The sequence below is a fragment of the Rhodococcus sp. IEGM 1408 genome (assembly GCF_033142235.1).
GTDB lineage: Bacteria > Actinomycetota > Actinomycetes > Mycobacteriales > Mycobacteriaceae > Dietzia.
In genome coordinates this window covers 94,777-108,707 of record NZ_JAWLRW010000002.1, presented here as the reverse complement: position 1 = coordinate 108,707, position 13,931 = coordinate 94,777, and the positions used below count along the sequence as shown (strand labels likewise).

General features: G+C 70.4%; 13 protein-coding genes. 8 read left to right on the top strand and 5 right to left on the bottom strand.

The window, feature by feature from the left end:
- Nucleotides 1-3 precede the first annotated feature (3 nt).
- Nucleotides 4-972, bottom strand: a complete 969-nt coding sequence (locus R4P08_RS03320) for a quinone oxidoreductase (RefSeq protein ID WP_317812346.1) — start codon at nt 970-972, stop codon at nt 4-6.
- A 115-nt stretch (nt 973-1,087) separates the two neighbouring features.
- Here R4P08_RS03320 and R4P08_RS03315 point away from each other — a divergent pair, with 115 nt between their 5' ends.
- Complete coding sequence (locus R4P08_RS03315) at nt 1,088-2,734, top strand: hypothetical protein (RefSeq protein WP_317812345.1); 1,647 nt, start codon at nt 1,088-1,090, stop codon at nt 2,732-2,734.
- Nucleotides 2,735-2,922: 188 nt separating this feature from the next.
- On the opposite strand, the gene R4P08_RS03310 is transcribed toward R4P08_RS03315, so the two are convergent.
- Genes R4P08_RS03310 through mptB form a run of 4 tightly spaced genes read right to left on the bottom strand, consistent with a single transcriptional unit; the run spans nt 2,923 to nt 7,279 of the window.
- Nucleotides 2,923-3,906, bottom strand: coding sequence for a COX15/CtaA family protein (locus tag R4P08_RS03310; RefSeq protein WP_317812344.1), 984 nt, complete (start codon nt 3,904-3,906; stop codon nt 2,923-2,925).
- A 38-nt stretch (nt 3,907-3,944) separates the two neighbouring features.
- Nucleotides 3,945-4,736, bottom strand: a complete 792-nt coding sequence (locus R4P08_RS03305; protein ID WP_317812343.1) for an ABC transporter permease — start codon at nt 4,734-4,736, stop codon at nt 3,945-3,947.
- The gene (locus R4P08_RS03300) at nt 4,733-5,668 is read right to left on the bottom strand and encodes an ABC transporter ATP-binding protein (protein WP_317812342.1); all 936 of its coding nucleotides are present in this window, start codon (nt 5,666-5,668) and stop codon (nt 4,733-4,735) included. The genes R4P08_RS03305 and R4P08_RS03300 overlap by 4 nt, the downstream gene beginning before the upstream one ends.
- Nucleotides 5,669-5,692: 24 nt before the next feature.
- Nucleotides 5,693-7,279, bottom strand: a complete 1,587-nt coding sequence (gene mptB, locus R4P08_RS03295) for a polyprenol phosphomannose-dependent alpha 1,6 mannosyltransferase MptB (protein WP_317812341.1) — start codon at nt 7,277-7,279, stop codon at nt 5,693-5,695.
- Nucleotides 7,280-7,442: 163 nt separating this feature from the next.
- Between mptB and R4P08_RS03290 the strand changes: the two genes are divergently transcribed.
- The 7 genes from R4P08_RS03290 to R4P08_RS03260 all read left to right on the top strand — a co-directional run bounded on the left by R4P08_RS03290 (nt 7,443) and on the right by R4P08_RS03260 (nt 13,877).
- On the top strand, nt 7,443-8,180 hold the full coding sequence (locus tag R4P08_RS03290) for a transcriptional regulator (RefSeq protein WP_317812340.1): 738 nt from the start codon (nt 7,443-7,445) through the stop codon (nt 8,178-8,180).
- Nucleotides 8,177-9,634: a Fe-S cluster assembly protein SufB gene (gene sufB, locus R4P08_RS03285; RefSeq protein ID WP_317812339.1), complete on the top strand. Its 1,458-nt coding sequence runs from the start codon at nt 8,177-8,179 to the stop codon at nt 9,632-9,634. Before R4P08_RS03290 ends, sufB begins: the two co-directional genes overlap by 4 nt.
- 5 nt (nt 9,635-9,639) lie before the next feature.
- Nucleotides 9,640-10,848, top strand: coding sequence for a Fe-S cluster assembly protein SufD (sufD, locus tag R4P08_RS03280; protein WP_317812702.1), 1,209 nt, complete (start codon nt 9,640-9,642; stop codon nt 10,846-10,848).
- A 61-nt stretch (nt 10,849-10,909) separates the two neighbouring features.
- Nucleotides 10,910-11,680, top strand: a complete 771-nt coding sequence (gene sufC, locus R4P08_RS03275) for a Fe-S cluster assembly ATPase SufC (RefSeq protein WP_317812338.1) — start codon at nt 10,910-10,912, stop codon at nt 11,678-11,680.
- Between the two features lie 18 nt (nt 11,681-11,698).
- The gene (locus tag R4P08_RS03270) at nt 11,699-12,958 is read left to right on the top strand and encodes a cysteine desulfurase (RefSeq protein ID WP_317812337.1); all 1,260 of its coding nucleotides are present in this window, start codon (nt 11,699-11,701) and stop codon (nt 12,956-12,958) included.
- Nucleotides 12,955-13,416, top strand: a complete 462-nt coding sequence (gene sufU, locus R4P08_RS03265; protein WP_317812336.1) for a Fe-S cluster assembly sulfur transfer protein SufU — start codon at nt 12,955-12,957, stop codon at nt 13,414-13,416. The genes R4P08_RS03270 and sufU overlap by 4 nt, the downstream gene beginning before the upstream one ends.
- 8 nt (nt 13,417-13,424) lie before the next feature.
- Nucleotides 13,425-13,877 (top strand): metal-sulfur cluster assembly factor, encoded by a 453-nt coding sequence (locus R4P08_RS03260; protein WP_411741162.1) that lies wholly within the window; start codon nt 13,425-13,427, stop codon nt 13,875-13,877.
- The last annotated feature ends 54 nt before the right edge of the window (nt 13,878-13,931 follow it).

The window sequence follows — 13,931 nt, the reverse complement described above, 5'->3', positions numbered from 1 at the left end:
CCGTCACCGGGTGGGGTCGAGCGTGATCGACCCGGTGGTCCGTCGGGCGTGCAGTGCCCGGTGCGCCTCTGCCGCGTCCGAGAGCGCGAAGGTAGCCCCGACGCTCAACTTGAGCGAGCCGTCGACCAGCGCGTCCAACACCTCCGCCGCCCGTTCGCGGTATTCCTCGGTCGTGGCGATGAAGTCGGAGAGCTTGGGCCGGGTCAGGAACACCGACCCCGCCGCGTTGAGCCGCTGCGGATCGACCGGCGGCACGGCTCCACTCGCCGCACCGAACAGCACCAACGACCCGCGCCGGGCGAGCGAGGCCAGGCTGGTGTCGAAGGTGTCGCGGCCGACGCCGTCGAAGACCACCGACACCCCACCCTCCGACAGTTCTCGGACCCGCTCCGGGGTGGCCTCCGGGTAGAGCAGCACCTGGTGGGCGCCCAATTCCCGGCACAGTTGCGCCTTGGCCTCCGTCGAGGTGGTCGCGATGACCCGGAACCCGCGCGCGACCGCCATCTGGATGAGGAGCTGCCCGACCCCGCCGGCGCCCGCGGTGATCAACACCGTGTCCCCGCCGGTCGCGCGATGCGTGTCCGAGATCAGATAGTGCGCGGTGAGCCCCTGGAGGAGCATCGACGCGGCGACGTGGTCTGGGACGCCGTCGGGAACGGCGACCAGCTCCTCCACCGGTGCGACCACGTACTGCGCGTAGGAACCCGGGACCTGGCACCAGGCCACACGATCGCCGACGACGAGGTCCGGCGTCCCCTCACCGACCGCCTCGACCAGGCCCGCGCCCTCGTTGCCCGGAATGAAGGGCAGGTCGCGGGGATAGATGCCCTCGCGAAAGTAGGTGTCGACGTAGTTGACGCCGATCGCGGTGGTCCGCACCAGGATCTCGCCCGGCCCGGGGGTGGGCGTGTCGAGGTCGACAGGGGTCAGTACGTCGGGTCCACCGTGTTCGGAGATCTCAATGGCGCGCATGGTGCCCAGTATCCGCGACGGGGGGCGGGCGCGCAGCGGTGTTCTTCCCGCGCCCGGTCGCGGCAACCCGGGAGCGCCGGAGGGATCGGCGGACGGGAGGCGATAAGGTACCCCCATGAGCCTGCAGATCCTTTCCCAGTACGCCGGGGGACCGCGAGTCCGGGCGACCGGTCGGCCCGCCATCACGACGAGCGGATCGGGCGCTGCGCCCGTCACCGGGCAGGCACCTGCCGTCAACGACTCCGCGCCGGCGGTCGAGGAGACCAACGCTCCGGCCACCGCGCCCGTCGGGGAGGCCGCCGCTCCGGCCACCGCGCCCGTCGAGGAGGCCGCCGCTCCGGCGTCTGCCCCGGCTCCGGCCACCGCGCCAGCCGAGGAGTCCGCCACTCCGGTTGCCGCTTCGCCCCCGGCCGCCGCTCAGGCGACCGCAACGGGGGGCGGCATCGCCCTGGGACGCCGCGCCCCGAAGGCCCCCGGCGGAGGGTCGTCGACGCTGCACGGGACACGGATCACCGAGGTCTCCGGTGGCGGGGCCCCCGCGCCGTCAGCCGCAGCGACCGCGAAAGCGGATGAGCCCACTGCGCCCGCGGAAAAGACCGCACCGGCTGCTGCCACCGCCGAGCCGGAGGCGGACGCGGCGCCCGAGCGCACTGCCGAGCCGGTTCAGTCCGAGCCCACGGTGAACGAGCCCGTCGAGGCCGAGTCGACCGGTACCGCACCTGCCCCCAAGGCCGGTGGCGGACTCAAGCTGGGCGGCGGGTCCAAGGCCAAGGCGCCCGGTGGGAGTACTGCCGGCAAGCTCGTCCTGGGTGGCGCCGCAGGTGCGGCAGCGGCCGCCAACGCGGCCGCTGCGGCCCCCAGCGCCGACGCGGCTGCACAGGCGCCGAGCGCCTCCGCCGGAACCGCCTCGGCCGAGGCCGCACCAGCCGAGTCCAAGCCCGCCGAGTCCAAGCCGGCCGAGGTGACGACGCCCGAGACGAAGCCCGCCGAGAGCGCCGATTCGACGGCCGGGAAGACGGGGGACAAGGCACCGGCCGCAAAGAAGTCGGGCGGGCTCACGCTCGGCGGCGGCTCGACCGCCAAGGCTCCCGGCGGCAAGCCGGGCGGCCTCACCCTGGGCGGCGGCTCCAAGGCCAAGGCCCCCGGCGGGGGTTCCGGAGCGCTATCCCTGGGCGGCGCGGCCGGTGCCGGCGTGGCAAAGGACGCCGACCAGAAGCCCGAGACCGCCACGGCGCCGGCTGCGGCCGAGACCAGTGCGGACGCGGTGCCGCCCGCCGTCGACAAGCCCGCTGACGCCCCTGCGGCCGCGCAGCCGGCAGCCACGCCCCCGGCCGACAAGCCCGCAGCCGCGTCCGACAAGCCCGCAGCCGCGTCCGACAAGTCGGCAGCGGCCGCCGAGAAGCCCGCGGACAAGGCCCCGGTCGAGAAGGCTCCGTCCGAGAAGGTCGAGGCACACGAGGTGCCTGCGGGCCCGACCCCGCCGGCCCGTGCCGTGAAGTTCGTCAAGAAGTTCCTGGCCCGCCACGGCGGCACGGCGGATCTGGTGATCCAGCCGACCGGTCGCCGCGGGATCCGCCTGACCTTCGTCGGTGCCGACGGGGTCCTGGGCGACCACATGGTCGACACGCTGTCCGAGGCGGAAGCCGTCCGGGACTCGATCTCCGGCCTCACCGGCTCGGACTGGACCCGCGAGCTCGTGTCCAGGACCGACGTCCCGGCAGGACACTACAAGCGCATGGCGGGATCGGGCTCCCTGGTCTGAAAGCCCTGATCAACGCACAACGGCCCCGCCATCTGCGGGGCCGTTGTCGTCGTCGCACGGTTTCGGTCGGCCCGAGGACGTGGTCAACCCGCGGCCTTGGTCAACCCGCGGCCCTGGTCAACCCACTGTCTTGGTCGGCCCGGGGACGTGGGCCACCACGACGGTGACCACGCGGCACCAGGCCGGTTTCAGGCCGGCCCTCGCTCGCGGAGGACCCCCGCCGCCCAGAGAGCACCGGTCACGGCGGTGATCGTCCCGGCCAGCGTCACGTGCAGCACCACGAGCAGTTCGGGCACCCCCAGCTGGTACTGCGTGATCCCGATGACCGCCTGCGCCGCGATGAGACCGATCAGGATCGCACCGCGCCGGATGGCCGGCCCCGGTGTACGCAGGGCCATCAGACCGAGCACCAGCCCGATGAGCAGGCACACGTAACCCACCATGAGCTCGGCGTGGAAGTGGACCAGCCACTGGATGGGCAGCTGGAGGCGGTCGGCGGCCTCGACGCGGGCGTCACCGGCGTGGGGGCCGGCACCGGTCACCATCGTGCCCGTGGTCAGCACCCCGGTGAGCAGGACCGCGGAGAGGATGGTGAGCCAGGTCAGGGGCTTGGGCACCACCCGACGGGCGGGGGCGTGGTCGTCCTCCCCGATCCGCGCGAACAGGACGCCCGCGAGCCAGGCCAGCATCATGGACGGCAGCAGGTGCAGGGCGACGGTCCACCAGGCCAGCCCGGCCAGGACCGTGATGCCCCCGATCACCGCCTGCGCCAGGATCCCCGCCGGCATGGCCCACCCGAGCAGCAGGAGACCGCGACGGCGTCCCGCTCGATGGAGCGCGAGCAGCAGGGCCACGGCCACCGCGACCAGCACGAAGGTCAGGAGCCGGTTGCCGAACTCCACCATCTGGTGCAGGGCGGGTGCGGCGCCGGGGACGGGGACGAAGCTGTCCTGGTTGCACTGCGGCCAGGTCTCGCAACCGAGCCCGGAGGCGGTCACGCGGACGGTCACGCCGGTGGTCATGATGCCCACCTGGGCGATCACGTTGGCCAGCGCCAGGCCCTTCTGGAGCCGGCGCGACGGCATGGGCAGCCGGGCCAGCGGTCCCCTCGGGCGTGGGGGCTCGCTCGCGGCCGGAGGTCCGGAGGTCGTGGCGTGCGAAGTCGAGGTCACGCACGTGATTCTAGGCCGGTGCCCGGGCGCGTCCGCGCTCAGGTGAAGGAGAAGTGCCGCACCGCGAGGCCGCCGCAGACCCCGGTCCACACCACCAGGACGAGCGCCGCCAGCGCGGGGAACCCGCCGTCGACCGCGGTGACCAGTGCGCTGGTCAGGGCGTAGGAGGGGACGACGACGAGGAGGTCGTGCACCTGGTCGGGGAGTGCGGCCACCCCGATCGCCAGACCGGCGGCGCCGATGAGGACAAACCAGATGAGGTTGGCCAGGGCCAGGACGATCTCGGCGCGCAGGGTCCCCCCGAGCAGCAACCCCATGGCGGAGAACGCGACCGACCCCAGGGCGATCATCAGCGCACCGACCGCCAACCCCGCTGCTCCCGGGCGCCACCCGAGGCCGGCCGCGATGGCCCCGAGCAGGACGGCCTGGCCGGCCACCAGGATCAGCGTGGCCAGGATCTTCCCGGCGATGATGACGGTGGGCGGCAGCGGGGTCCCGCCGAGGCGTTTGAGCGCCCCGTATCGGCGGTCGAACCCGACGGCGATGGCCTGCCCGGTGAACGCGGTGCCCATGACGGACAGGGTGAGGACCGCGGTGATCGCGTAGTCGATCCGCGGCTGCGGGACGGCGCCGAACTCGATGGCGGTGAGGGCGAAGAGGACGGCCACGGGGATCACCAGGGCCACCAGCAGTTGCTCGCCGTTGCGCAGGAACAGGGTCAGTTCCATCCGGGTCTGCGACGCGGTCATCCGCGCGAGCGACGCCGGCGCCGAGGGCCGGGCGAACGTGCCCGGCGCGAAGCGGTTGGTCGCGGTCTGTGGTTCGGTCATCGCAGTTCCCGTCCGGTCAGATCGAGGAAGACCTCTTCGAGGCTCCTGGTCCGGGTGGCCAGGGAGGTGAGCTGGACGTCGGCCCGCTCGAGGGCCGCGCACAGGGCGGTCATGAGTTCGGGGGAGACCGGGCCGTGGACCTCCAGGACCCCGGCGGTGGGCCCCGTCGTCACCGTGTGTCCCTCGCCCAGGGCCCCGGCCAGGAGTGCTGGCGAGGCCTCGCCGTCGACGACGAGGGTGACGCCCTCGGAGGCTCCCGCCCGCTCGAGTTCGGCGGGCGTGCCGGACGCCACGCGGCGACCGTGGTCGATGATCACGACCTCGTCGGCCAGCGAGGCGGCCTCGTCCATGAGGTGGGTGGTGAGCAGGACCGCCGTGCCGTCCCGGCGCAGGGCGCGGACCAGGTCCCACACGGCGCGGCGCGACTGGGCGTCGAGGCCGGCGGTCGGCTCGTCGAGGAAGACCAGCTCGGGGCGCCCGATCACAGCGATGGCCAGCGAGAGTCGCTGCTGCTGACCACCGGACAGCCGCCGGTAGGGGGTCGCGGTGTGGTCGCTGAGGCCGAGTTCGGCGAGCAGCCAGTCCGGGTCGAGGGGGTCGTCGTAGTACGAGGCGACCAGGCGGACCATCTCGCCCAGCCGCGCGGCGGGGTAGGCGCCACCGCCCTGCAGCATCATGCCGATCCGGCTGCGGACCTGCTGGCGTTCGGCGACGGGGTCGAGTCCCAGGACCCGGACCGACCCGCCGTCCGGTCGGAGGAACCCCTCGCACACCTCGACGGTCGTGGTCTTGCCGGCGCCGTTGGGGCCGAGCAGGGCCATCACCTCACCGCGGCCCAGTCGGAGATCCAACCCGGCCACCGCCGTGGTGTCGCCGAAGCGCTTGACGAGTCCCTCGACGTGGAGCGCGGGGGAGTCGTCGCGTGAGGTCACGCCAGCGATTCTAGGCCGTCGCGACTAGGTGAAGCGCAACAGCCCCGGCCAACGGAACAACGCGATCAGCAGGGCCGCGACGGCCACGACCGTCGCGGCCCAGGCCTGGATGGTGACGAAAGGGGGCAGACCTGCCCCGGGTGGGAGGGTGAAGCACGCGAGGACCGCGCTGACCGCCACCACCGGGACGCGGAACGCCATCCGGGAGGCCCAGGCGGCGAGCGGGATCAGGGCCCACAACACGTACCAGGGTTGGACGACGGGGAAGCACAGGACGATCGCGGCCATGGAGAGCCCGAGCCCACCCACCGGGTTGATCCGGCCGGCCTGGACCGCGAACAACATCCGGACGGTGACCGCGCCGGCCACGACGAGGGCGGCCGCCTGGACCATCACCAGGATCTGGGCGGTGTGGTCGCCGAGGCCCAGGAACTGACCGATCCCGCCCACGATCACGCCCAGCGCGGTGGGGGGAGACAGCCAGCTCCGCAGCGACGTGGCCGCCCCGAGCTTGGTGATCCACCCCAGCCCCGAGGAGGTCGCGAGCATCGCCAGTCCGGTGGTCGCGCCGCTGATCACCAGCATCACGACCGCGGCCCGCACGGTGGCCCACCACCCGCCGCCCCAGCGCCGGGCCAGGGCCATGCCCACGAACCCCAGGGCCACGACGGTCGGTAGCTTGACCAGCGCCGAACCGGTCACCAGGACGGTGCCCAGCACGAAGAGCAGGGCTGTGCGTCTGCCGGAGTCCGGGGAGTCGATGGCGCGGAGCGCCAGCACGAGCCCGACGGCCAGCAGACCCATCATGAGCGACTCGGAGTGGATCCCGGAGACCAGGTGGAACAGCACGAGCGGGTTGGCCACCGCGAGCCACAGCGCGGCCACGTCCGACACGCCGCAGTACTCGGCGAGGCGGGGGACCGCCCACCCCAGCATGAGGATTCCCAGGACCGCCACGACCCGGTGCAGGATCGTGCCCACCACCACGTCGTCGCCGGTGAGGGAGTGGACGGCCTTCTGCACCCCCAGGAACAGCGGACCGTACTGGTTGGGGGTGTCCCGCCAGATGTCCGGGACGTTGACCGTCAGCGCGTGGGAGGTCCCCAGCGCGGAGACCGGGCCGAGTGCGTACGGGTCGGCCAAGGTGTTGCCGATGGCGCCCTGGGCGAGGTAGCTGTAGACGTCCTTGCTGAACATGGGTGGAGCGAGCGCGAGGGGCAGCGCCCAGGAGGCGATGATCCGGTCGAGCGTGGCGCGGTCGATCCGCCCGCTCAGGCGCCCCCGGAGATCGCGCCCCAGGACGTACGGGGCGAGCAGCAGCCAACAGAGCGTCACCACGACCATCCCGGTCATGACGACGGTCATCGAGGACTGCTGCAGCCTGAGCCACAGCCCGAACAACCGCTCGCCGGCGATCGGGTTCTGCAGGACGGGAAGAGCTCCCGCGCCGAGCGCCCCGATTGCCATGCCGACAGCCGCGGTGGTGCCGATTCTCCGGATCCGCCGGAGCCGGGCCAGCTCGACCGTCGAGGCGACTCCGGTGAACTGTTCATCGGTATGGAGCCTCGAGGCCACCGATCCGGCGCCGCGACCTGGGAGGAGTGGTGTCACGGGCTTCTTTCTCCCTTCACCGCGGGTGTCGCAGCTCACCGATATTCGGGTCGTACCGGACTCGCCCGGGGGTGGGGGAATAATTCCGTCACAAGAGTGTTGCGTAATATCAGGTGGTGCGTCCCGTTGGGGCGCACCGAGCATAGCCGGAAGGGAGAGGTGCATGAGCGTGCAGCAGGTCTATGACAGCAGCACACGGCCCGACACCCGCTCGGCGGTCCGCGAACTCCTCTTGGAGCGCGGGGCGCTCACCGCCGTCGAGATCGGGCGGGAACTGGGGCTCACCGCCGCCGGTGTCCGCAGGCATCTGGATCACCTCGTGGAGTCCCACGAGGTCGAACCGGTCCGCACCCGTCCCGCCGGGACGCGCGGCCGGCCGGCCAAGGCGTTCCAGGTCACGGCCACCGGGCGCAACACTGCCCGTCACGGGTACGACCACCTGGCGGCCGAGGCGCTCACGGCGCTGCGCCGCGTCGGCGGCACCGCCGCCGTCGCGGAGTTCGCCCGGGAACGAGTGCGGTCGGTGATCGGACACGTCCGGCCCGCCGACGGCTCGGAGGACGTGGAGCGCGCGGCCATCGACATCGCGGCGGCCCTGACCGACGCGGGCTACGCCTCCTCGGTCGAGGCGGCCGGGACCGGATTGCAGATCTGCCAACACCACTGCCCGGTCTGGAACGTCGCCTCACAGTTCCCCGAACTGTGCGAGGCCGAGCAGGAGGTGGTGTCCGAGATCGTGGGGACCCACGTCCAGCGCCTCGCCACCATCGCAAGCGGAAACTGCGCCTGCACCACGAACATTCCGACAGGGATGGTGACCGCGGACGACCTGGCGGCCACCATCCCCGCTGTGGCCGGCGCGCACGCGTCGGCTCCGACCCCCGAAAGGACAGTGTCATGACCATCACCCCAGATCAGGTGACGGCCGACCTCACAGGGCACGAGCCGACCACAGATGAGGAGAGGATCGCCTCCCTCGGCCAGTACAACTACGGCTGGCACGACTCCGACAGCGCCGGCGCCACCGCCACGCGCGGCATCTCCGAGGCCGTGGTGCGCGACATCTCGGCCAAGAAGAGCGAGACCGAGTGGATGCTCGACAAGCGCCTCAAGGCCTTGGCCACGTTCTACAAGAAGCCCATGCCGACGTGGGGTTCCGACCTCTCGGGGATCGACTTCGACAACATCAAGTACTTCGTCCGTTCCACGGAGAAGCAGGCCACCAGCTGGGAGGACCTGCCCGAGGACATCAAGAACACCTACGACAAGCTGGGCATCCCGGAGGCGGAGAAGCAGCGCCTCGTGTCCGGCGTCGCCGCGCAGTACGAGTCCGAGGTCGTCTACCACCAGATCCGTGAGGACCTGGAGGCCCAGGGCGTCATCTTCATGGACACCGACACCGCGCTCAAGGAGCACCCCGAGTACTTCACCGAGTACTTCGGTTCGGTGATCCCGGCTGGCGACAACAAGTTCTCCGCGCTCAACGCGGCGGTCTGGTCGGGCGGCTCGTTCATCTACGTCCCGAAGGGTGTCCACGTGGACATCCCGCTCCAGGCCTACTTCCGCATCAACACGGAGAACATGGGTCAGTTCGAGCGGACGCTCATCATCGTCGACGAGGGTGCCTACGTGCACTACGTCGAGGGCTGCACGGCGCCGATCTACAAGTCGGACTCGCTGCACTCGGCCGTGGTGGAGATCATCGTCAAGAAGGGCGGCCGCTGCCGCTACACGACCATCCAGAACTGGTCGAACAACGTCTACAACCTCGTCACCAAGCGGGCCCGCGCCGAAGAGGGCGCGACCATGGAGTGGATCGACGGCAACATCGGTTCCAAGGTGACGATGAAGTACCCGGCGGTCTGGCTGACCGGCGAGTACGCCAAGGGCGAGGTTCTCTCCGTGGCGTTCGCTGGTGAGGGACAGCACCAGGACACCGGTTCCAAGATGCTGCACCTGGCACCCAACACGTCGTCGAACATCGTCTCCAAGTCGGTGGCGCGGGGTGGCGGACGCTCCGCGTACCGCGGTCTGGTCCAGATCAACGCCGGCGCAAAGGGCTCCAAGTCCAACGTCGAGTGTGATGCGCTGCTGGTCGACAACATCAGCCGCTCGGACACGTACCCCTACATCGACATCCGCGAGAACGATGTGTCGCTGGGGCACGAGGCCACGGTCTCCAAGGTGAGCCAGGACCAGATGTTCTACCTCATGAGCCGCGGCCTGGCCGAGGACGAGGCCATGGCGATGATCGTGCGAGGATTCGTCGAGCCGATCGCCAAGGAGCTCCCCATGGAGTACGCCCTCGAGCTCAACCGCCTGATCGAACTCCAGATGGAAGGATCGGTGGGTTGACCCCGATGACCGAGACAACGACACCCACCACCGGATCCGGTGCGACGCCGGTGAAGAACCGCGACGGCATCGTCGTGAACGCCACCAAGGGCGACCAGTTCTCCTCCTTCGACGTCGGTGCCTTCGAGGTGCCGGTGCACAAGGACGAGATCTGGCGCTTCACCCCGCTCAAGCGGCTGCGTGGGATCCACGACGGATCCAACGTCGCGGCCACCGGCAATCTGCTGGTGTCCGTGGCCGAACGGGACGGTCTGACCGTCGAGACCGTCAGCACCAGCGACAAGCGGATCGGCCAGGCAGGCGCACCGCGCGACCGGGTCGCCGCCCAGGCCTTCAGCTCCGTCGAGCACGCCACGGTGCTCACCGTGGCCAAGGAGACCGTGCTGGACGAGCCCGTGTACCTCACGGTCGACGGTCCGGGGGAGGGCCAGCTGGCCTACGGCCACGCGCAGATCCGCCTGGAGCCGTTCGCCAACGCCACGTTCGTGGTGGACCAGCGCGGCGGGGGGACGATCGCCGAGAACGTCGAGTTCGTCGTGGGCGACTCCGCCCACCTCGAGGTCATCCTGATCCAGGACTGGGACGACGACGCTCTGCACCTGGCCAATCACCACCTGCAGGTCGGCCGCGACGCGACCCTCACCTACACCGCCGTGACCTTCGGCGGCGAGGTGGTGCGGATCGCGCCGTTCGCGAACTTCACGGCTCCCGGTGGCTCGGTGACGATCAACGGTCTGTACTACGCGGACGACGGCCAGCACATCGAGCACCGTCTCCTGGTGGACCACTCGGTTCCGCACTGCACCTCACGCATCCTCTACAAGGGCGCGCTGCAGGGCGACGCGAACTCGAACCTGCCCGACGCGCACACCGTGTGGATCGGTGACGTCATCATCCGCGCCGCGGCCGAGGGCACCGACACCTACGAGATGAACCGCAACCTCGTCCTCACCGACGGGGCGCGCGCCGACTCCGTGCCGAACCTCGAGATCGAGACCGGCGAGATCGCCGGTGCGGGTCACGCCAGCGCCGTGGGGCGTTTTGACGAGGAGCACCTGTTCTACCTGATGTCGAGAGGCATCCCCGAGGCCGACGCGCGTCGACTCGTGGTCCGCGGGTTCTTCGGCGAGGTGATCAACCGCATCGGCGTGCCCGAGGTACGCGAGCGGATCACCGAGGCCGTCGAGCTGGAGCTGCAGTCCTCCGGGATCTGACTCCCGGCTCCTCCGCCAGACCATCCCCCGAAGACTTCTGAAGAAGATTGCGAGCACATCAATGACCATTCTCGAGATCAAGGGCCTCACCGCCCGCGTCGCCGCGACCGACGCCTCCGCTGAGACCGTGGACATCCTCAAGGGCGTCGACCTGACCATCGAGTCCGGGAAGACCCACGCGATCATGGGCCCGAACGGTTCCGGCAAGTCGACCCTGGCGTACGTCATCGCCGGTCACCCCAAGTACGAGGTCACCGGCGGCACCGTCACCCTCGACGGGCAGGACGTCCTGGCGATGACCGTCGACGAGCGGGCCCGTGCCGGTCTGTTCCTGGCCATGCAGTACCCCACCGAGATCCCCGGGGTCTCCACCGCCAACTTCCTGCGCACCGCGGCCACCGCCGTGCGCGGCGAGGCGCCCAAGCTGCGGCACTGGATCAAGGAGGTCAAGGAGGCCATGACCGACCTCGACTTCGACCCGGCCTTCTCCGAGCGCAACGTCAACGAGGGCTTCTCCGGCGGCGAGAAGAAGCGCCACGAGATCCTCCAGCTGGACCTGCTCAAGCCCAAGATCGCCGTCCTGGACGAGACCGACTCCGGCCTCGACGTGGACGCGCTCCGCGTGGTGTCCGAGGGCGTCAACCGCTACAAGTCCGAGGAGAACGGCGGCGTCCTGCTCATCACGCACTACACCCGGATCCTGCGGTACGTGAAGCCCGACGAGGTCCACGTCTTCGTGGACGGCCGGATCGCCGCCTCCGGCGGTGCCGAGCTGGCCGACGAGCTCGAAGCCGAGGGGTACGAGAAGTACCTCGCGCCCACGAACGCCTGATCAGACAGCTGGGAGAACATGACAGCGACCCTCGACCTCACCGCCATCCGCTCGGATTTCCCGATCCTGCAGCGGACTGTCCGTGACAACAAGCCCCTGGTCTACCTGGACTCCGGGGCGACCTCGCAGCGCCCGATCCCGGTGCTCGACGCCGAGCGGGACTTCCTCCTGACGGCCAACGCGGCCGTCCATCGCGGTGCGCACCAGCTCGCCGAGGAGGCCACGGACGCCTACGAGGGTGCCCGGGCGGACATCGCCGGGTTCGTGGGGGCCGGGGTCGACGAGATCGTCTTCACCAAGAACGCCACCGAGGCCCTGAACCTCGTGGCGTTCGCGCTCGGCGACGACCGCTTCGGCGAGTACGCCGTCGGCCCCGGGGACGAGGTCGTGATCAGCGAGCTCGAGCACCACGCCAACCTGGTGCCGTGGCAGGAGCTGTGCCGGCGCACGGGGGCCACCCTGCGCTGGTACGGGATCACCGATGACGGCCGGATCGACCTCGACTCCCTCGAACTGACCGACGCGGTCAAGGTCGTGGCGGTGACCCACCAGTCCAACGTCACCGGAGCGGTGACGGACGTGGCCCGGGTCGTCGCATCCGCCAAGGAGGTCGGTGCGCTGGTCGTCCTGGACGCCTGCCAGTCGGTACCGCACATGGCGGTGGATTTCCACGAGCTGGGCGTCGACTTCGCCGCGTTCTCCGGGCACAAGATGCTCGGCCCCACGGGGATCGGCGTCCTCTACGGGCGCCGTGAGCTGTTGAAGGCCATGCCTCCCGTGCTCACCGGCGGTTCGATGATCGCGACCGTGACCATGGAGGCGACGACCTACGCCGATCCTCCGCAGCGTTTCGAGGCCGGCGTGCCGATGGTGTCCCAGGCTGTGGGCCTTGCCGCCGCGGTTCGTTACCTCCAGTCCGTGGGCATGGAGACGATCGCCCGGCACGAGGAGTCACTCACCGTGGCCGCCCTCGAGGCACTGGGCCAGATCCCCGGCATCAGGATCGTCGGGCCGACCGACATGGTCTCCCGCGGCGGGGCCGTGTCCTTCGTGGTCGACGGAGTCCACGCCCACGACGTGAGCCAGGTCCTCGACGACGACGGAGTGGCCGTGCGGGTGGGACACCACTGCGCGTGGCCGCTGCACCGCCGGCTCGGGGTACAGTCCACGGTCCGGGCCTCGTTCGCGCTGTACAACACCCTCGACGAGGTCGAGGTGCTGGCGCGGTCGATCCGCCGCGCTCAGGAGTTCTTCGGAGTCGGAGGGGGGCTCAAGTGAAGCTCGAGCAGATGTACCAGGAGGTCATCCTCGACCACTACCGGCGCCCGCTGCACAGCGGTCTCCGGGAGCCCTTCGGGGCCGAGGTGCACCACGTCAACCCGACCTGTGGCGACGAACTGACGCTTCGCCTGCAGCTCACCGAGGACCTCGGCACCGTGCAGGACGTCTCGTACGAGGCCCAGGGGTGCTCGATCAGCCAGGCCTCCGCCTCGATGATGGCCGAGCTCATCGTCGGCCGCCCCGTCACGGAGGCACTTGAGGTGTTCGACGCCTTTCACGCGATGATCTCCTCACGCGGGCAGAATCAGGGAGACGAGGAACTTCTCGACGACGCGGTGGCCCTCTCCGGGGTGTCCCGCTACCCGGCGCGCGTCAAGTGCGCGCTGCTGGGATGGATGGCCTTCAAGGACGCGCTCACGCAACAGACCGAACGCCCATCAGGAGTGATGACATGACTGAGCAGATGACACCTGCCAACAACCCGGAAGCCGGCTCCGCGACGCCGTCGACGGGGAACGCCGTGGGCTCCGCCCGCGACCGCGAGTTCAAGCCGGACCCCAACCGTCCGGTGCAGTCCGAGGAGGACCTGGCGCTGGTCGCCGACCTCGAGGAGGCCATGCGCGACGTGGTGGACCCCGAACTCGGCATCAACGTGGTGGATCTGGGTCTGGTCTACGACATCTGGGTCCGCCCGGGCAAGACCGAGGGTTCGACCATCGCCCGCGTCGACATGACGCTGACCTCGGCCGAGTGCCCCCTCACCGACGTGATCGAGGACCAGGCGCAGAGCGCGACCGTCGGCGCCGATCTGGTCAACGAGTTGGAGCTCAACTGGGTCTGGATGCCGCCGTGGGGCCCGCAGAAGATCACCGATGACGGCCGGGAGCAGCTCCGCGCCATCGGCTTCACCGTCTGAGCACGTCCCTGACGACACAGGTCGCCCGCCCGTCCAGAACGGGCGGGCGATCGT